We start from the raw sequence: 16,219 nt of genomic DNA on the forward strand, positions 1-16,219 counted from the left end.
CGCGATGGAACTGGTGGACATGCCCCCCGAGCAGGATATCCACCAGTATATCGCCGATCGGCTCTCCGAACTTATCCCCAGGACACTCATCCAGGTTGTATCCCACGATGAAGTCCAGCAGCAGTTCGCCGTACAGGCAATCCGTGACAGGGAAATTCGAGATGCATTGACGCAGATACTGGGGATAGATCCGGTTGGATTGGCGTATCCGATGACGGATATCTTCTCGCATCCCTCCGGGGGAGGAGCCCTGACCATACGGGATTGGGGCATGCGGAAGTACACTTTCTGGCCGGAGATCGGGCCGGAGGGGATGTCGCTCTACGAGATCTGTTTCCGGCAGATCCCCGAGGAGCTCTGCGACGAGATCTGCCGCACGCTTCCTATCGGAAAGGCTTACTTCGTCTTTCTGGTCTGGGGCGAGCAGCTCTTCGGCAACGTCGGGATCTTCCTGCCGCCGGATCGGGAGCTCGAGGATACACAGGTGGTCGAGTCTTTCCTGCGGCAGGCCTCGATAGCCCTCGCCCGGCGGCAGACTGCGGAGCGGCTCCGCCGCAGCGAGCGGCGGTTCACCGAGGTGATGGATGCGTCCCCGGTCCCGGCGGCCCTGCTCGATCCCGGGGGGCGGCACCTCTACCTCAACCGGGCGTTCACCGAGCGCTTCGGGTACACGCTCGCGGATATCCCCACGGGCCGGGACTGGTTCGAGAAGGCCTTCCCGGATCCCGACCGCCGCCAGGAGGCGATCGCCGTCTGGAAGGCGGACCTGGGGCAGGCGAGCACGGGACCGCTGCCGCCCCGCACCTGTCGGGTGCGGTGCAGGGACGGCGCGGAAAAGACGGTTCATTGCCACCCGGTCCGGCTCTCCGATGGAAACCAGTACGTCACGTACGACGAGATCGCCGCTGAAGCAATCCACTGACACTTAATAAGGGTCTCATGAGCTCTGTCGAAATCCTCCTCGAGGTTGACGGATTTCTGGTATTCTCGGGGGAGGCCGGGATCCATGTCGCACTCTCGAGCGATGGGGAGGATTCTGCGGTATCGGTATTCACAATCAAGACCGGCCTATCGCACATTTTCCCCTCACCACATGGTCGCCCGGGAACCGTCCCTCTGGTGCCGCCCTGCGTCCCCGGCGAGTGTCAAGACGCCTATCCTGTGACCGGGTCATGGTAAATCCAGCGCAGCGCCGCCTCCAGGGTACCGGGGCTGTCTATCGAAACGGCCTTCACGACGGACCGACAACCAAGCCTGCAGCATGGATTTCTTCGAGGAGGTCTACCACGGCACCCCGCCGTGGGATATCGGCAGGCCGCAGCGGGAGTTCGTGCGCCTGGAGGAGTCGGGACGGATCGGCGGCGCCGTGCTGGATCTCAGAAGCGGAGCAGCTCGCTCCGGAACGGATATCGGCGCGGGAGGCAGAAAACGACGCGCTTCAGCGGGAGGTCGCGACGCTCAAACAGGCTGATGCTGATCGCAGGGGAATGGAGGGGGTTCTGCAGAAGAGCGAAGGGAAGTACCGGAAGCTCTTTGAGGAGGATCTAACCGGGGACTCCATCACCACACCGGATGGGCGGATCCTCGCCTGCAACCCGGCGTTCGTGAATTTATTCGGGTTTCCTCCATAGGAGAGGTGTTGCAGACCAATATTGACGAGACCTTTCCCTCTCCCGATGACCGGCGGCTGCTCCTGAAGCTCCTTAACGGGAGGGGGGAAGGTGGAGAATTGTGGCCGACTACGAAAACGCAGTGACGGGAGTCTCATTTACGTTGTGGAGAACGCAGTCGGGGAGTTCGACGAAAGGGGGTTTGATCGAGATCCTCGGATACCTGTACGACGATTCAGCTCGGAACAGGAAGAGAGCGATCTGAAGAGCCTCTCGGGAGGCCCTCGAGCAGAGCAACGAGGATCTGGAGCGGTTCGCCCACGTCTCCAGCCACGGCCTCCAGGAACCCGTGCGGATGGTCACCAGTTATGCCCGGATGCTTGCGCGCCGGAACAGAGGAGAGCTCGACAGCGATGCCGATGAGTCCCCGGGATGCATCGAGCAGAGGGGAAAGCGGATGCACGAACTCATCAACGGTCTGCTGGAGTACTCCCGCATCGCCACCCGCCAGCAGCCCCCGGGCCGACGGATACCGGGCCAGTCCTGGGGGAGGACCTGAAAGACATCGCGATCCCTGTCCAGGAGCAGGGAGCCGCTACCAGCCCCGATCCCCCCGATGGTTTCGGAGATCCCGTTCAGATCGGGCAGGTCTTCCAGAACCTGATCACGAATGCGATTGAGTTCCGAAGGGAAGACCCACCCTGCATCCCCGTATCCAGCGAGATGAAGGCCGGGATGTGGCAATTTTCCGTGCGGGACAACGGCATCGGGGATCGAACCCCAGTACAGCGATCGAATCTTTGCGATCTTCCAGCGGCTGCGCGCACGGGACCGGTACGAGGGAACCGGGACCGCCCTCGCCATCGTCAAGCGGGTCGTCGAATGTTATGGGGTGGGCGGATCCGGGTCGAGTCGGAGCCCGGTGAAGGTTCGACGTTCTCCCTCACGCTGCCCGCTGTGCCATAGGTTGCGAGACAATCTGAAAGGGCATCGGTGCTTTATTACTCCCCGTCCTTCGCTCTCCTGCACGCCAATTGTCTTTTATGGGTAATCGGAACTCTTTTTCCGGCACAATAGTGTCCCCCGGGGAAATCCCATCCACTCTCGATCTGGGAGACCTCCAGAATCTTCTCCCGAATCTCCTCAGGATCCTGCCGCACAGTATCGCATCCAGGCCTGCGTCTTCTCTTCAACCTTCTACCCGCAGCTGACCTATGTCCCCTGGAACGTGCAGGTCGTCCCCACCGTGTTCAGGATGAACCGTTCCGGAAAGGCCCCCGCAAACCGCGTGATTGCGTTCCAGCCCGTGCAGTGCATCGGCACGATCCAGGCGGGGCCGATCGCCCGTATCCCTGCGATCGTCTGCGGGATCACCGGCTCGAAGAGGGGACCGGTGAGGTGAAAGCCCCCGAGAATCGCGTGGACCTGCTCTATCCCGCTCATCTGTTTTGCGTGCTCCACGGTGTTCACGATCCCGGCATGGGCGCAGCCGCTGATGACGACAAGACCCTTCCCTCGCAGGACCGCGACCAGGGCCTGGTCGTCCCGGAACGGATCGACGATCCACCTGCCGTCGATCTCGGCCTCCATCCAGGGGAATCCCTTCTCGTATGGGGTCTTGCGCTCGATCTCTCCCGTGAGGGAGAGGAGACCGCCGGCGAGGAGCGATGCATCCTCTGAAGCCCGTATCTCCGCTCCTGCGCCCTCGAGGGCGCCGCCGTCCAGTCGCGGCATCGGAACCGCTCTCCCGACCATGGGGATGTTCACCTGCCGTTTGAGAAACGCATCCGGGTGGAGAAACAGGGGTATGCTGCCTCCCATTCCCTGAAGCATGGGGATGAGCCCGCCAAAGTGGTCGAAGTGACCGTGGCTCAATGCGATGGCCTCGATATCACCCGGATTGACATTCAGGACTTCGGCATTATGGATGAGGCATACTGGGGATATACCGCCGTCCAGAAGGACAGAGTGTTTCTCGGTCCCGGCATACATCGTCACAAGGCATGCCAGCCCGTGTTCGGCATAGAGGGTCGTGGGTGGAGGGATCATTGCCCGCCTCAGGGTATCCGTCTGCTCCATCAGGAGAATGTCGGCATAATTATCCACAAGGACCGTGACATCGAACCGATCCGCCTCTCGCTGCGAAATCCCGTTCATATGGCACCAGGGCCGATCTCTATCCCGGAGATGATATAACTTTACGGGGCCTTTTCGCCTTTGCCGGGGATCCTGAGCGGCGTGTTCAGAATACTGGCGGATACGATGGGCATGTTTAATCAAAAACAGGAGGCGGATGCTTTTTTTTGCAGTTCTGCCAGCCTGCATGATTGAAAAGTCAGTTTTTCGGGGGCTATCGGTTTGTCTCGCGACGCAGGATTAGACCGCACTCGCCCTCATTGCTGACAACGATACTCCAGCACGCCATATATCCTCGGTCGCTGACAGTGCACGACTGGATCCCAAAAACCAGATCATGAAGTTTACCTACCAGGCTGCACTTTCATGGAGTTTTAGGTTCTTCCCCATACGCGTCCAGCGGCAGCAAGCCTGAAGATGCGGGCATGCTCTACACCTACCGTTCTGCCGGGTGTCTTCCGGGCGATGACTTTTTATGCTGCGGGAACACTGGCATCCCTGCACTCCGCATGGAACGGGAGGTGAGCGGCATGGCAACGCTGAGTCTGATGGTGCTGGATTTCCCCCCCGATGAAGTGGTCCGATTTCTGGAGGACCGGATCGGGGATGTCGGCATAAGGTTCCGTTCTACGGAAACGCCCCATGATGCGACCCTGGCAGGCAGGGTGCAGATCAGTGCCCCCGATGTCGAGGTCATCTACGAGACGGTACTCCCGGCGTTGCTCGCCTACCTGAAGACGAAAGAGAGCGGGCAGATGAGCATACTGGCCGAAGATGGAGCCTCATGCAACGTCGCCCGGGAAGCAGGCGATGAGGAGATCCGCACGGTCGTGGATATCGCCCGGAAGACCCTGGTCTGCTGCATCACCGTCCAGGCAAAGCCGGGAGTATGATGCCCTGTTCCTGCAGACAGATCTATCGCCCCGGGGGGCAGCTTCGGATCGTACAGCCCGCGTGCCGATGGCGACGGCATACACCAGTATCATTACCGCTCAACCCGTCCCATTCGTTAAGGTTATCAGGTGCGGAGGTTCAGATGACTCCGGGAAATATGCGTGAGGGTGACTGTGCATGAGAGCGATCGTCGTCTATGCGAGCAGATACGGTTCCACGAAGGAGATTGCGGAGTTCATCGCCGGGAAGCTCCGGGGGCAGGGAGTGGAGGCGGAGGCTTTCAGCGCCGATGCGGCCCCGAATCCCGGAAACTACGACGCCGTCGTGATCGGGAGTGCGGTCTACATGGAGCACTGGATGGGGGAGGCAACAGAGTACGTGCGGCGGAACCGCACCGCCCTTTCCGGCCGCCCGGTCTGGCTGTTCAGCAGCGGACCGCTGGAGCTCGGGACAGATACCTCGATCGAGGATCCGAAACTGGAGCCCAAAGAGATCGCCGGGTTCCGGGAGACGATCCACCCCCGGGGCCACCGGGTCTTCTTCGGGGCGCTGGATCCCGGCAAACTCGGGTTCATGCACCGCTCGCTGCGGAAACTGCCGGCCGCCCGGGCAATCCTCCCCGAGGGGGACTTCCGCAACTGGAGCGACATCGAGGCCTGGGCCAACGGCATCGCCCGGGAGCTGGCAGGTCATCAAGCCACGCCGCCCGCATGACCTCCTCCCGAAGGTGAGCAGCGCTGCCGCCCATTCCGGGCCTGCCAGAGATCGCGTCGATCCACATGTTTGACATGGACCAATTTATTGCGCAAGACGACGGTATCGAGCCCCGATACTTCGTAAAATATTCGTGATCTTCCAGCGGCTGCATGGCAGGGGCAGCGGTGCAGGAACAGGCATCGGCCTGGCCGTCGTCAACCGCATCCGTGACCGCCACGGAAGGGATCTGGGTAGAGTCCGAACCGTGGAGGGGCATCGACTTTTACTTCACCCTGCCGGAGGCGATTGCCCCCTGAACCCTGCCGCTCAGCGGATGCTGCAGGACTCCTCGTAGGACTGCCGGCAGCCCGGGCATAAGGTCCTGGCCTTCCGCAGTTCGGGATAATTCTCCTCGTCGATCTCCTCGCAGGCGGCCCCGCAGATCTCGCACCAGTACTCCTTTGTCTCCCGTTTATCTTCGCCTTTGATCGTCTTCATGGTCCATCTCCCGCCTGGTGCCGGCATCCAGGGTCAACGCTGCCGGTCTCGGCCGGCACCGTTCATCCCGCATGCCAGATATACCTTCGCCCGGAGAGACCCGGCATGACGGCTTCGTCCCCTAGACGGGGTAGCCTGCCCTTCGGGCCTCCTCGAAGCACTCGTCCGCCTTCGGGCCGTCTCCCAGCCTGCGGTAGATGGCGCCCATGCTGTACCAGGCATCTCCGTCCTGCGGATCGAGCCGGGTGACCTCCTCGTAGCAGGCGATCGCATCCTGATACCTTCCCAAGTAGTTCAATGCCAGGGCCTTGTTCCTCCAGGCATCGACATACCCGGGGTCCGCCGCGATGGCCCGATCGAAGTGCTCGATCGCCTCCTGGTACCGCCCCATGTTCGCCAGGGCCACGCCCCGGCTGGTGTTCGTCACCGCATCGTCGGGGGGAGGCGCGACCGCTGCCATCAGGCTCGGCGCTGACGGCACCCCCGGCACGAACCCGAACAGGTACAGCCCGCCGGCGACCAGAAGGATCAAAACAGCAAACCAGAGAATCCGCATACTAGATAATCTATTGCCATATATTAAACTATGTATATCCAAAAATTTAATTTAAATTTAGATATTTAAATTTCCAGATAATTGAATCGTTCAGTACATGGATAACCGAAGAACTGAGTGTTCCACGGATGCTTCTGCCACAGCTTCTATGCTCCACGACCTGATCTTCAAAGCGGGCTCTCCGCCCGGAACGCTGAGCAGCATCGAGTTCGATTCCCTTGCATCCGATTTCGGTCTTCGTGCCAGAAATGAAACAGGGATCGGAAGATTGCAGGAGACCTTCCCGGGGAAGAGTTGCAGGAGATCCCTGTTCCAATGGACTCTCCGCAACCGAGATGCAGTTCAAAGATACCAGGATCCAATGTCGGGGTAGGGGTGCATCGGATGTTGTCTACAGAGAAAGGCAGTCCTGCAACGATCGGGATCAGCTCTTCACGGGTCCCTGCGGCCATGCCCCGTTCTGGGATCTCAGGTCCCCCTATCCTCCAGGATCCGGCTGTTATAAGGTATCAGAACAGAGCTGGCGAAGATTCACGTAGCCCGGCAGCGAAACAGTTTAATGTATACATGCTAAACCATCACGGACCCCCCGAGGCAGATCCGGCCACCACCGAGATCCTGGACCGCATCATCCGCATCCTGAACCGGGCAGCCCGTATCGAGGCCGAACCCATCGACATCGGCCATGGCATCCTGCTCCACGCCTCCGAGGTGCACCTGATCGACATGGCGGGGCGCTACCCCGGGGAGAACGTGACCCGGATCGCCGCCCGCCTCGGCGTCACCAAGGGGGCGGTATCCCAGCTGGCCAGAAGGCTTGAGGAGAAGGGGTACCTGCAGCGGCTCAACCGGGAGGGAGACCAGAAGACCGTGCTGCTGTGCCTGACGGAGCGCGGGCGGGAGGCCTTCGAGTGGCACCGCAGCTACCACGCCCGGGTGAACCAGAGCATCGCCCGCGAGATCGCCCGCCTTCCTGCGGGAGAAGCGGAGAGCCTCGGGCGGGTCCTCGAACAGATCGAGGCCGTCCTGGAGAAATCCCCCCGCGTCCGTCAGGAACATACACGGGAGTTTGCAGAAGCACTCCGGCGCAGATAACTGCAACGGCATCGGTTTGAAGTTTTTGCGGAAGGGAGGAGGCAGGTACAACCCGGGACAGTTGTCGGCGTTCTTACGCTCCCCTACCATGAAGAATTGGCATACAAGGAGTATACGATCCCTGCACCATACGCTGCCGGCTACCGGAGCGCCCGGGAACGGGGATCTCCAAGCCCAATGGGTGCGTAGTATCGGGCTTGGAGAGAAGCAGGCAGAAGTCCTGGGTGAACGTACCCGGATCGGGTTGAGTCTCTCGCCGAGGGATAGGTTACAGGTCTCTCGGGTATCCCGTTGCCAGGCCTGTCACGCGGGGGTGAGGGGGGGGACGCACCACCCTCCCCCTGGTGCGATAGGGTTTAGAGAGGGGAAACGAAGATTGGCATCGTCCACGGCCCTGGCGGCCCTTTCGTGGTCGATGGGAAGGGATCTTTCGCGGAAACTGAAGCTCTCATGCAGGATAGATGAACCCGTGCACGTCACTGCCACCGTCCTCCTATCGCGCCTATCCCGCATGCGGTGGGGGAAGCCGGGGATACGGACGAACATCGGCTCTATTGCGTCCGAGGGTCGAGAACGGCAGCGATCCAGATCGCAGAACATTTTTATCTGGAGATGGTATAGATACTAAACAATATTCCGTATTGGAGGCTGCCATGCCCGATTACACCTGCACCCCGATCACCCCCGAAGACCGCACCGCCGTCATCGACATCTTCAACTACTACGTCGAGAACTCTTTTGCCGCCTTTCCCGAGCAGAAGGTCCCCTACGCGTTCTTCGATCTCTTCCTGCAGCAGGCGCACGACTATCCCACCGTCGCCGTGCGGGATGCAGAAGGCCGTCTGCTCGGCTTCGGGCTCCTCCACGCCCATAACCCGATGCCCGCGTTCGCCCACACGGCGGAGATCTCCTATTTCGTCCGCCCGGATCGGACGGGTATGGGCGTCGGGAGCCGCATGCTGGAGTATCTCGAGAAAGAAGGGCAGAGACGGGGCATCTCCTGTATCCTCGCCGCCATCTCCTCCAGGAACGAGGGCAGCATCCGATTCCACGCCCGGCACGGTTTCTCCGAGTGCGGCAGGTTCCGCAGCGTCGGGACGAAGAGAGGGGAGTTCTTCGATACCATCTGGATGCAGAAGTTCGTCTGATCTCCCGGGCAGCGTCACCTTCGTATGCCTCGGGTGCTCCTAGCCGCCCGGTGCATACGGATGAACTACGAGATCCTCTACCGCCCCTCCTATCCCATGCTCGTTGCAAACCTCAAGGCGAGAGCATCACGGCCGAGGGCGGGGCGCTGGCCTACATGACCGCGAACTTCGACGTGAAGACCCGGATGCGGGAAATGGGACTCCTCGGGACTCTGATGATCTTCGAGGAGCAGTCGTTGTGAACGACTATATCGCGCGGGACAGGCTGGGAAAGATCGCGTTTCCGCTCCTATCGGGGATGTATACGAACTGCAGCTATCCCCCGACCACGGCTACATCATCCAGAAGGGCGGCTACATCGCCTCGACCCCCGGTCTCGACCTGGACGTGCATGGGAAGGGTTCACAAAAGGGCTCTTCGGCCAGGGGCTCTTCACGATCCGGGTGCGGGGCGAGGGCACGCTGTTCATCAACGCCTTCGGGGCGACCGACAGGCACATCCTGGAGAAGGGGGAGTCCCTGATTGTGGACAACTACCACCTGGTGGCCTTCAGCGACACCTGCAGCTACCGTGTGCAGGAGTTCGGCCGCCGCAAGGGAACGGTGCTGAGCGGCGAGGATCTGGTTACAGAGATCAGCGGACCGGGAGACATCTACATCCAGACCAAAAACCTGCGGGAGTTCGTCGACTGGCTCCGGCCGCTCCTGGAGCCCCGCATTCAGGTGCGTTCGCAGGCCCGCTGAACGCCGGAGTGGGTGCGGGAGGCCCGGCTCTCACCTCTCCTAACAAGAATGCCCGGGGGAGTATCGGAATTCTGCCCGGGCTGCGTGCACGGTCAACTGGCCGGTTCCAGGCGACTCCGGAATCCCGCCAGACTACCGGTTCATCGACCAAAAATGATCCGGGGAACGCTCAGAATCCCAGGTACTCGATCCCCCAGAGCACGGCGACGATCAGGGCGACCATCGGAACAATCACCGCCCAGGGACGGACATTGAGCAGCTCGGGGATGGTCGCGTCGGGAAACGCACCCTTCTGCAGGAGCGATGCGTCCAGGCGCGGGTACAGCGCCGCAAAGATTCCGGCGCCGATGGTGATACCCACCGCTCCGCCGAACAGCGCGTCGAGCGCTCCGGAGCCGACAGCGCCGGCGACCGTTCCCGGACAGTAGCCGAGCACGGCAAATCCGCACCCGAACAGGATCCCGCCGAGCACCGTGGAGCCGACCGAACCGGATTTGGTGTGCAGGCTCGCCAGGCCCCGCCCTTTCAGGAAATAGACGCCCACCATGCCGACGGCCACGGCAGAGAGCATCACCTTAAGGACGGTGAAGTCGGTGAGGAGAAGCTGCCCGATGATGACGTCGTAGCGGGTGACGCCCCCCAGCTGCAGGAAGATGCCAAAAGCAATCCCCATCAGCAGCCCCAGGACCAGCTGCCGGGATCGTTTCCGGTGCAGGGCCTGCAGGGACCCGCTTCCCGTCCTTTTCATAGGCCGATCACCCCGTAGAGGAGAAAGGCGGTTAGGATCCCGCTGACGAAGAAGACGATCACGGCAACCCAGCTGGACACCGCCAGCTGGAGCGTCCCGGAGATCCCGTGCCCGCTGGTGCAGCCACCGGCCCAGCGCGCCCCGATGCCCATCAGGACGCCCCCGATGAGGGCGACCGCCAGCCGGAGCGCAACGCTCGACCCGAATGCCGCCTCGAAGGTGGAAGGGACCCAGACGATGGCGAACTCGCCCAGGAGAACCGCTGCGATAAAGGCCCCGATGACGATACCCAGCACCAGCATCCACTCCCAGTCGACCTGCGGGACGAACTTTCTGTAGTAGGGCTTATCCAGAACGGCATCCCCGCGGACCGCCCTCTCCAGCATGCCGCTCGTCCGCGCGTAGGCCGTCGAGCAGCCGAGAGGGCGGTCCGAGAGGAGGAATGCAAACCAGCTGAGGATGCCGATTCCCGCGCCGGCGATATAGGGCATCCAGTCCATGCGCGATCCCCCTTCAGGAGTATCCTGCGGCGAGGTATCCCGTGATGCCGCCTGCCGCGTTGTAGACCTCGGCAAATCCTTTCTGCTTGAGGATGCTGCAGCCCAGACTCGAGCGGTGCCCTGTGCGGCACATCAGGATGACCGGCTGCGCGGGATCCAGCTCGACATACCGCGTCCTGAGATCCGGGGCCATGATATGGATCGCCCCCGGGATGTGCTGCTCAGCATACTCCTCCGCTGACCGCACGTCGACGAGGGCCGTCTTCCCCTCGCGGAGCCGGGCGTGCGTCTCCTCGGGCGAGAGCTGGCAGACGTGATCGAGGGGGAAGCCCGCCATGGCCCAGGCATGGGTCCCCCCTTCGAGGTATCCGACGACGCGATCCAGCCCGACCCGGCGGAGCTGGACGACTGCATCCCGCACCTCCGCGGGATTGTCCGAGACGAGCAGGATATCCCTATCGGGGGGAAGCACCCAGCCTGCAAACGTGGCGAAGTTCCCGGCAATATCGATCTGGTAGCTGCCCGGGATGTGCTGCCCACCGAAGGCGGCGTAGTTCTGGATGGAGAGCACGATGGTGTCGCCATCTCCTCCCCTTGCCCGGATCTCGTCCGGCTGCATGGGGCGGGCCTCCGGCAGGCTGCGAACGAGGGGGGGACCCTGGCGGTTGATCTCGCTGCAGCGGCTGAAGTGGTCCGGTGCCGGGGGCATATTCTCGGTGAGCGAGCGGATGAACTCCTCGCGGCCGAGGTTCAGAGCCGGATTGAACCTCCGTTCGTAGCCGATGGTGGAGAACCGCATCGCACCCATCGCCCTGCCGCAGAGGGAGCCGGCGCCGTGAGCAGGGAAGAGCAGGCAGGAGTCGGGAAGGAGGAGGATCTTGCCATGCAGGCTCTCGTAGAGGCTTCCCGCCAGCTCGCGGGCTCTTCCGGGGAAGAGATCGGGCCTTCCTACGTCGCCGACGAACAGGGCGTCTCCCGTGAACACGGCGGCCGGTTCCTCGCCGCGGACGAGATCGGTCACGACATAGGTCACGCCGTCCGGCGTATGCCCGGGCGTATCAAAGACTTCGACGCCGATATTCTCGATGGCGAACCGCGTTCCATCTGAAACCGCCACGTGGTCGAAGGCAAGCCTTCCGGATGCCGGCCCGTATATTCTGGCGCCGGAGACCTCGGCAAGGTCTCGGTGTCCGGAGACGAAGTCTGCGTGCAGGTGCGTCTCCAGGATGTGCGTGATCTCGAGACCCAGGCTCCGGGCCGCATCGATGTAGCGATCGATGTCCCGCGCCGGGTCGACGATGGCGCACGTGCTGCCGGCGCCGATCAGATAGGAGCTGTGCGCGATCCCCGGGATGAAAAACTGCTGGACGAACATACTCGAGTCCCCCGGATCTTCGGTATGCTGATGATTACGCGAATACTAGATAAATCCATCCTGTAACAAGGAGAAGGAAGATGACCGTAAGGATGCTGCCGGCCCGCAGGTAGTCCGCATTGCGGTAGCCTCCGGACGACATGAGAAAGGCATTCACATGGTGTGTCGGCAGTATAAACGAGTTCGAGGCGGACAGCCCCACCAGGAGGGCGAGGCCTCGGGGATCGATGCCGCTCTGTGCCCCGACCAGGAGGGCGACGGGGACGAGGATGACGACGGCACCCACGTTGGACATGAAAAGGGTGAAAAAGGTCGTGAGCCCGCCGATGATCAGGATCAGCAGGAGGGGGTGCGCCCCCTCCAGGAACCGCAGCAGCCCATCGGCGATCAGCGCCGCCGTCCCCGTGTTGACCATCGCCGTGCCGAGCGGGATGAGCCCTGCAAGCAGGAAGACGACCTTCCAGTCGATCGAACGGTAGGCCTCGTCGATCTCCAGCACCCCGCCCAGGACCATGACGAGCGCCCCGGTAAAAAGCCCGATGGAGATCGGCACGCCTGTCAGGGTCAGCGCGATCCCGCCGATAAAGCAGAGGAGGGCAAGAGGCGCCTTCTCCTTTCGCACCGCCGCCTCGTCGACGGGAGTGTTGAGGGTGAAGTTCGGGTCGGCGGCCAGGGCGCGCACCCGCTCCCAGGGCCCGAAGCCGACGATGATGTCGGCGGTGGAGAGCGGGACGTCGGCATAGTCCTTCTGCATCTCGACTCCCCGCGAGACGAGCACGATGGGCTCGATGCCGTACTTTTTGCGGAATGCTATCTCGCGGAAGGTCTTGCCGATCACCTCGGCCCGCGGGCGAACCATGATCTCCGCAAAACCGGCACGCTCGCCGCCCACCTCGGCGGAGAACCGCTCCGGATCGGCAATCCGCTCGAGGGAGTAGTCCGCTGCGAACCGTTCCGCGTCGTCCTCTTCCCCGAGGAGCGTGATCACCTGGCCGGCACGGAAGGGCGTATGGCGCCAGGGCGCGTACAGGACGTCTCCGTTCTCCGTGATCGCCAGGAGATGGAGGGCGTACCGGGTCTTCATGTCCGCTTCGTTCCGCTCCAGCCCTGCGAGGGGGCTCGTGCCGGGGATGCGGTAGTGGTGCATGGCGGTGGGAAGCCGCCAGGCATCGGCCAGTATCTCCTGGGCTCCCGGCTTATACGCATCCGGCTTGGCCCTGGGGAGGACGTAGTTGCCCAGGACGATGAAGTAGGCAATGCCCGCCCCGAGGAGGAGAATGCCCAGCGGCGTCACGGCAAAGATGCCGAACGGCTCGAGATCGTTCGTCGCGATGAGGTCGTTGAGGACGATGAGGGCCCCCGACCCGATCATGGTGAGGGTGCCTCCCAGGATGGCGGCAAATCCAAGGGGCATGACGAGCCGCGGCGGGGGGATTCTCGTCTGCCGGGATACCCTCAACAGCGCCGGAAGGAAGAGGGCAACGGTCCCGATGTTCTGCATGAATGCGGAAAGAAAACCGACGATAGCGGAGAATGTTGCAAGGAGCCGCTTCTCGTTTTTCCCGGCAAACCCTACAATGGAGCGCGAGAGCCGGGCGGTGACCCCCGTCCGATCGATACCGGCGCCAAGGATCATGAGCGAGATGATCGCCAGCACCGCATTGCTGGCAAAGCCCGAGAACGCCTCCGCCGCGCTGACGAGACCGAACCAGAAGAGCAGGACGATGACGAGGAGGGCAACCACATCGGCCCGGAGCAGCTCCGTGACCAGGAGGACGATCGTGATCGCGAGAACCAGCAGCATCAGAATGATCTGAGTCTCCATCCCTCCACCCAGCGGCGCAGTGTCCCTATAGAATACCAATATCTGCACGTCCCCTTTAAATTGATGCATGCTGGACGGCAGAGATGCGGAGACCGCGGTCCCTGACGCTCCGCCAATACCCCGCCAGGAGTGCTGCCCGGTACAGGAGGGATCGGCCGCCCCGGTCGGGGGACCGCAGCAATACGTCGGCGGGCCTCGAGCCCTGCATTCAGGTGCGGTCCCGGGCCCGCTGGAAACCGGGCAGGGCCGACAGGGGAGGGAAGGAGACCGCGACGGCCGCATCCAGGTCCAGGGTCGTCTGCCCCGTCCTCTGCCGCAGGGGCGTATACCCCAAAAAGCAGTACACCCGGTCCGCCCTCCTCGCGATCCGGCGGAGGGAGCAGGTGATCCCGGGCGCGTAGAGGATGACGGCCGCGTTCCGGGCCGCCTCCCGCATCGCCATGGAGGCCGGAAAGATCAGCCGCCGCCCCTCCTCGCCCTCGTACAGGCCGGGATCGTGCTCGATGAAGAGGATGGTGTGGGGGGCCTCCTGGAGGATGGTCAGGAGCTGGTATCCCGTGAAGCCCCGCTGGACGTCCAGGTTCTGGCGGGTGCGGTGGATGCCCGAGAGGAGCTGGGAGTAGTTGCCGCTGATGTAGAGGGTGGCGTACTGCTGCAGGGCGTCGCACCCGTTCAGGGCCTCGAGCATCATGGGGAGCGGGGCCATGATCAGCGTGAACGTGCCCGTCTCGACGGCGATCCTGGGGTGCAGCTCGAACTCCATAACGGCATCCGGTAGATGGAGCGGGGGCGGCATATGAAGATACAAAATGGTGGCGCGAAAGTGCCGCTGTATCGCGGCCTGGCAACCCGATCAAAGGGGAGATAGGGCTCCGAGCGTCCATCTCTCCTGGCTCTCCCCTCTGGTATCGTGCTGCAGCAATAGAGGCATGAGGGAGTATAACCAGAGCAGGCCATCCTCACCCCGTTATTGTACGTTGTGGCTTGTCACGGGATCGCACAGACCATCCCCCGTATCATAAGGCTGCATGCAGTACCTCCTCGTGACCCCCTCCCTGAATTGCGATGCGGCCTGTCATAGGGGAATCGAGAGTTCGGGTTGGCATCCCCGCCCGGAGCAAACCGCCCTGACGCTACCGGCGGCGAGGAGATTCTCTTCGGCTAACCCCTGCAGGACCTATCATACTGGCGGGGTGGGGGTACGGGGGGAGGGGGCCCCCTCCCCCTTCGTGCGATAGGGACGTACGCAGATCGAATGCGGCTCTTCGTATCCCGTCCCGGCGATCAGGAGACGGGGCCCTCCGTGCCTCCCGCCAGCGCCAATATCCTGAAGCTGGAGGATGTGCCGTTCTGCAGAGTCGGATCCTTTAATCCCTCCGGCGGCTTTATTCACGTCGGCGGCGTCACTGTACCCCCCTGTCCGGCATCCGCTGAATGATCCCTTTGACCGGCTCGGGGGCATTGTTCCTGCCACCTTGAGGAGCTCCTGCCTGTCGGCGGGCTACTCCACCCCCTGGATCGAGTGCTGCAGTGAGGCGCCGTGACCGTTTGGGGCTCGTTGTTCATGCCTTTCTCGCCTGCTTCTTTTCGGTACGCCACCGTTTCTCCCCCTTGCCGTAATGGCAGCCCGCACCCGCTATATTCGATTTATCGCTTGGCATCCTGGAGAAAATCCGGACAACAAGGCGCTGAGGAGATGTCGGCAAGGGGTAAGAACCCTGCCAAAAAACCGGGTTCGATCGGGACGGCAACCTTAATGCACCTGCAGGGAGCCCGTCTCCCCGGGTGACCACGAATGCACCGCAGACATCTTCTCCTCCTGATCCTCGCCGCCCTCCTGCTGATCGCCGCCGATGCCTCCGCGGCGATCGAGATCGAACCGGAGGGCGGAAAAGTCGCCGGCGATCGGATCGTCATCAACGGCACGACCAACTTCGCGCCGGGCAACCGCGTCCTCGTGGAGGTGACTGCACTCTCCTTTGCCCCCGCCAACAAGACCGCGGCGACAGGAACTTCGGGAGCCTCCGGGATCGCGACCGTAGAGGCAGGGGAACCACGGAACACCTGGACGTTTGCGGTCGACACCACGGGCTTTGCGCCGGGGGAGTACCCGGTGCGGGCGGAGGTGCTCGATCGAAACGTGACGGAGACGGCGACCTTCAGCCTGCAGGAACCGGGAAATGGGACAGCCACGCCGGCACCGCAGACGACGACCGCGACAATCGCCCCCACCGCCAGCCCGACAACGACGGCTCCCGCCCCCACCCAGACACCGCAGGCGGGGATCGGCGCTGCCCGCCGCCGCGATTGTCGGGCTAATCATTCTCTGGGCGATTCGGCGGTGATGCGGGGGATCGAGGGGGCTCTCTCCCGCTCTTCTTAAAAAGGGATTATC

Annotated in this window: 20 protein-coding genes; 12 read left to right on the top strand and 8 right to left on the bottom strand. The window is 62.6% G+C overall.

Translation table 11 applies throughout. The features are described 5' to 3' along the window. The 4 genes from QMC96_05485 to QMC96_05500 form a co-directional block, all read left to right on the top strand. On the top strand, positions 1-922 hold a 922-nt coding region (locus QMC96_05485; protein MDI6876207.1), incomplete at its 5' end, for a PAS domain-containing protein. A 339-nt stretch (positions 923-1,261) separates the two neighbouring features. Then, the gene (locus tag QMC96_05490; GenBank protein MDI6876208.1) at positions 1,262-1,471 is read left to right on the top strand and encodes a hypothetical protein; all 210 of its coding nucleotides are present in this window, start codon (positions 1,262-1,264) and stop codon (positions 1,469-1,471) included. A 16-nt stretch (positions 1,472-1,487) separates the two neighbouring features. Next, positions 1,488-1,631, top strand: a complete 144-nt coding sequence (locus QMC96_05495; GenBank protein MDI6876209.1) for a PAS domain-containing protein — start codon at positions 1,488-1,490, stop codon at positions 1,629-1,631. Positions 1,632-1,914: 283 nt separating this feature from the next. Beyond that, positions 1,915-2,169 carry a histidine kinase dimerization/phospho-acceptor domain-containing protein gene (locus tag QMC96_05500; GenBank protein ID MDI6876210.1) on the top strand — a complete coding sequence of 85 codons (255 nt, stop codon included), beginning with the start codon at positions 1,915-1,917 and terminating at the stop codon, positions 2,167-2,169. 653 nt (positions 2,170-2,822) lie between these two features. On the opposite strand, the gene QMC96_05505 is transcribed toward QMC96_05500, so the two are convergent. Further along, entirely contained in the window at positions 2,823-3,767 is a 945-nt protein-coding gene (locus QMC96_05505; GenBank protein MDI6876211.1) for an MBL fold metallo-hydrolase, read from the bottom strand. Between the two features lie 509 nt (positions 3,768-4,276). On the opposite strand from QMC96_05505, the gene QMC96_05510 reads away from it, so the two are divergent. The 3 genes from QMC96_05510 to QMC96_05520 all read left to right on the top strand — a co-directional run bounded on the left by QMC96_05510 (position 4,277) and on the right by QMC96_05520 (position 5,653). Continuing rightward, positions 4,277-4,639, top strand: coding sequence for a hypothetical protein (locus QMC96_05510; GenBank protein MDI6876212.1), 363 nt, complete (start codon positions 4,277-4,279; stop codon positions 4,637-4,639). Between the two features lie 178 nt (positions 4,640-4,817). Continuing rightward, entirely contained in the window at positions 4,818-5,354 is a 537-nt protein-coding gene (locus QMC96_05515) for a flavodoxin domain-containing protein (protein ID MDI6876213.1), read from the top strand. A 152-nt stretch (positions 5,355-5,506) separates the two neighbouring features. Further along, the gene (locus tag QMC96_05520; GenBank protein MDI6876214.1) at positions 5,507-5,653 is read left to right on the top strand and encodes a hypothetical protein; all 147 of its coding nucleotides are present in this window, start codon (positions 5,507-5,509) and stop codon (positions 5,651-5,653) included. A gap of 10 nt (positions 5,654-5,663) precedes the next feature. On the opposite strand, the gene QMC96_05525 is transcribed toward QMC96_05520, so the two are convergent. Both QMC96_05525 and QMC96_05530 read right to left on the bottom strand, forming a co-directional pair. Next, positions 5,664-5,834, bottom strand: coding sequence for a hypothetical protein (locus QMC96_05525; protein MDI6876215.1), 171 nt, complete (start codon positions 5,832-5,834; stop codon positions 5,664-5,666). 121 nt (positions 5,835-5,955) lie between these two features. Next, positions 5,956-6,390 carry a tetratricopeptide repeat protein gene (locus QMC96_05530; GenBank protein ID MDI6876216.1) on the bottom strand — a complete coding sequence of 145 codons (435 nt, stop codon included), beginning with the start codon at positions 6,388-6,390 and terminating at the stop codon, positions 5,956-5,958. Positions 6,391-6,957: 567 nt separating this feature from the next. Here QMC96_05530 and QMC96_05535 point away from each other — a divergent pair. The 4 genes from QMC96_05535 (at position 6,958) to QMC96_05550 (ending at position 9,376) form a co-directional block, all read left to right on the top strand. Beyond that, entirely contained in the window at positions 6,958-7,485 is a 528-nt protein-coding gene (locus QMC96_05535; protein MDI6876217.1) for a MarR family transcriptional regulator, read from the top strand. Positions 7,486-8,138: 653 nt separating this feature from the next. Further along, positions 8,139-8,633, top strand: a complete 495-nt coding sequence (locus tag QMC96_05540; protein MDI6876218.1) for a GNAT family N-acetyltransferase — start codon at positions 8,139-8,141, stop codon at positions 8,631-8,633. Between the two features lie 50 nt (positions 8,634-8,683). After that, positions 8,684-8,875 carry a hypothetical protein gene (locus QMC96_05545; protein ID MDI6876219.1) on the top strand — a complete coding sequence of 64 codons (192 nt, stop codon included), beginning with the start codon at positions 8,684-8,686 and terminating at the stop codon, positions 8,873-8,875. 201 nt (positions 8,876-9,076) lie between these two features. Continuing rightward, positions 9,077-9,376 (top strand): AIM24 family protein, encoded by a 300-nt coding sequence (locus QMC96_05550; protein ID MDI6876220.1) that lies wholly within the window; start codon positions 9,077-9,079, stop codon positions 9,374-9,376. Between the two features lie 169 nt (positions 9,377-9,545). On the opposite strand, the gene QMC96_05555 is transcribed toward QMC96_05550, so the two are convergent. The 5 genes from QMC96_05555 to QMC96_05575 all read right to left on the bottom strand — a co-directional run bounded on the left by QMC96_05555 (position 9,546) and on the right by QMC96_05575 (position 14,587). Then, complete coding sequence (locus QMC96_05555) at positions 9,546-10,124, bottom strand: YeeE/YedE thiosulfate transporter family protein (protein MDI6876221.1); 579 nt, start codon at positions 10,122-10,124, stop codon at positions 9,546-9,548. Beyond that, positions 10,121-10,624, bottom strand: a complete 504-nt coding sequence (locus QMC96_05560; GenBank protein ID MDI6876222.1) for a YeeE/YedE thiosulfate transporter family protein — start codon at positions 10,622-10,624, stop codon at positions 10,121-10,123. The genes QMC96_05555 and QMC96_05560 overlap by 4 nt, the downstream gene beginning before the upstream one ends. Before the next feature lie 13 nt (positions 10,625-10,637). After that, a complete protein-coding gene (locus QMC96_05565) occupies positions 10,638-11,999 on the bottom strand; it encodes a rhodanese-like domain-containing protein (GenBank protein MDI6876223.1) in 1,362 nt (453 codons plus the stop codon). A gap of 34 nt (positions 12,000-12,033) precedes the next feature. After that, on the bottom strand, positions 12,034-13,893 hold the full coding sequence (locus tag QMC96_05570) for an SLC13 family permease (protein ID MDI6876224.1): 1,860 nt from the start codon (positions 13,891-13,893) through the stop codon (positions 12,034-12,036). Positions 13,894-14,032: 139 nt separating this feature from the next. Continuing rightward, positions 14,033-14,587, bottom strand: coding sequence for a hypothetical protein (locus QMC96_05575; protein MDI6876225.1), 555 nt, complete (start codon positions 14,585-14,587; stop codon positions 14,033-14,035). A 1,032-nt stretch (positions 14,588-15,619) separates the two neighbouring features. On the opposite strand from QMC96_05575, the gene QMC96_05580 reads away from it, so the two are divergent. Next, the gene (locus QMC96_05580) at positions 15,620-16,207 is read left to right on the top strand and encodes a hypothetical protein (GenBank protein ID MDI6876226.1); all 588 of its coding nucleotides are present in this window, start codon (positions 15,620-15,622) and stop codon (positions 16,205-16,207) included. Positions 16,208-16,219: the final 12 nt, after the last annotated feature.

The sequence above is a fragment of the Methanomicrobiales archaeon genome (genome assembly GCA_030019205.1).
Lineage (GTDB): Archaea > Halobacteriota > Methanomicrobia > Methanomicrobiales > JACTUA01 > JASEFH01.

Excerpts from the sequence above, each read along its gene's own strand:
- QMC96_05490 (MDI6876208.1), top strand. The coding sequence starts at position 1,262 with ATGGATTTCTTCGAGGAGGTCTACCACGGCACCCCGCCGTGGGATATC.
- QMC96_05495 (MDI6876209.1), top strand. The coding sequence starts at position 1,488 with ATGGAGGGGGTTCTGCAGAAGAGCGAAGGGAAGTACCGGAAGCTCTTT.
- QMC96_05505 (MDI6876211.1), bottom strand. The coding sequence starts at position 3,767 with ATGAACGGGATTTCGCAGCGAGAGGCGGATCGGTTCGATGTCACGGTC.
- QMC96_05510 (MDI6876212.1), top strand. The coding sequence starts at position 4,277 with ATGGCAACGCTGAGTCTGATGGTGCTGGATTTCCCCCCCGATGAAGTG.
- QMC96_05515 (MDI6876213.1), top strand. The coding sequence starts at position 4,818 with ATGAGAGCGATCGTCGTCTATGCGAGCAGATACGGTTCCACGAAGGAG.
- QMC96_05520 (MDI6876214.1), top strand. The coding sequence starts at position 5,507 with ATGGCAGGGGCAGCGGTGCAGGAACAGGCATCGGCCTGGCCGTCGTCA.
- QMC96_05525 (MDI6876215.1), bottom strand. The coding sequence starts at position 5,834 with ATGAAGACGATCAAAGGCGAAGATAAACGGGAGACAAAGGAGTACTGG.
- QMC96_05530 (MDI6876216.1), bottom strand. The coding sequence starts at position 6,390 with ATGCGGATTCTCTGGTTTGCTGTTTTGATCCTTCTGGTCGCCGGCGGG.
- QMC96_05535 (MDI6876217.1), top strand. The coding sequence starts at position 6,958 with ATGCTAAACCATCACGGACCCCCCGAGGCAGATCCGGCCACCACCGAG.
- QMC96_05540 (MDI6876218.1), top strand. The coding sequence starts at position 8,139 with ATGCCCGATTACACCTGCACCCCGATCACCCCCGAAGACCGCACCGCC.
- QMC96_05555 (MDI6876221.1), bottom strand. The coding sequence starts at position 10,124 with ATGAAAAGGACGGGAAGCGGGTCCCTGCAGGCCCTGCACCGGAAACGA.
- QMC96_05560 (MDI6876222.1), bottom strand. The coding sequence starts at position 10,624 with ATGGACTGGATGCCCTATATCGCCGGCGCGGGAATCGGCATCCTCAGC.
- QMC96_05565 (MDI6876223.1), bottom strand. The coding sequence starts at position 11,999 with ATGTTCGTCCAGCAGTTTTTCATCCCGGGGATCGCGCACAGCTCCTAT.
- QMC96_05570 (MDI6876224.1), bottom strand. The coding sequence starts at position 13,893 with ATGCATCAATTTAAAGGGGACGTGCAGATATTGGTATTCTATAGGGAC.
- QMC96_05575 (MDI6876225.1), bottom strand. The coding sequence starts at position 14,587 with ATGGAGTTCGAGCTGCACCCCAGGATCGCCGTCGAGACGGGCACGTTC.
- QMC96_05580 (MDI6876226.1), top strand. The coding sequence starts at position 15,620 with ATGCACCGCAGACATCTTCTCCTCCTGATCCTCGCCGCCCTCCTGCTG.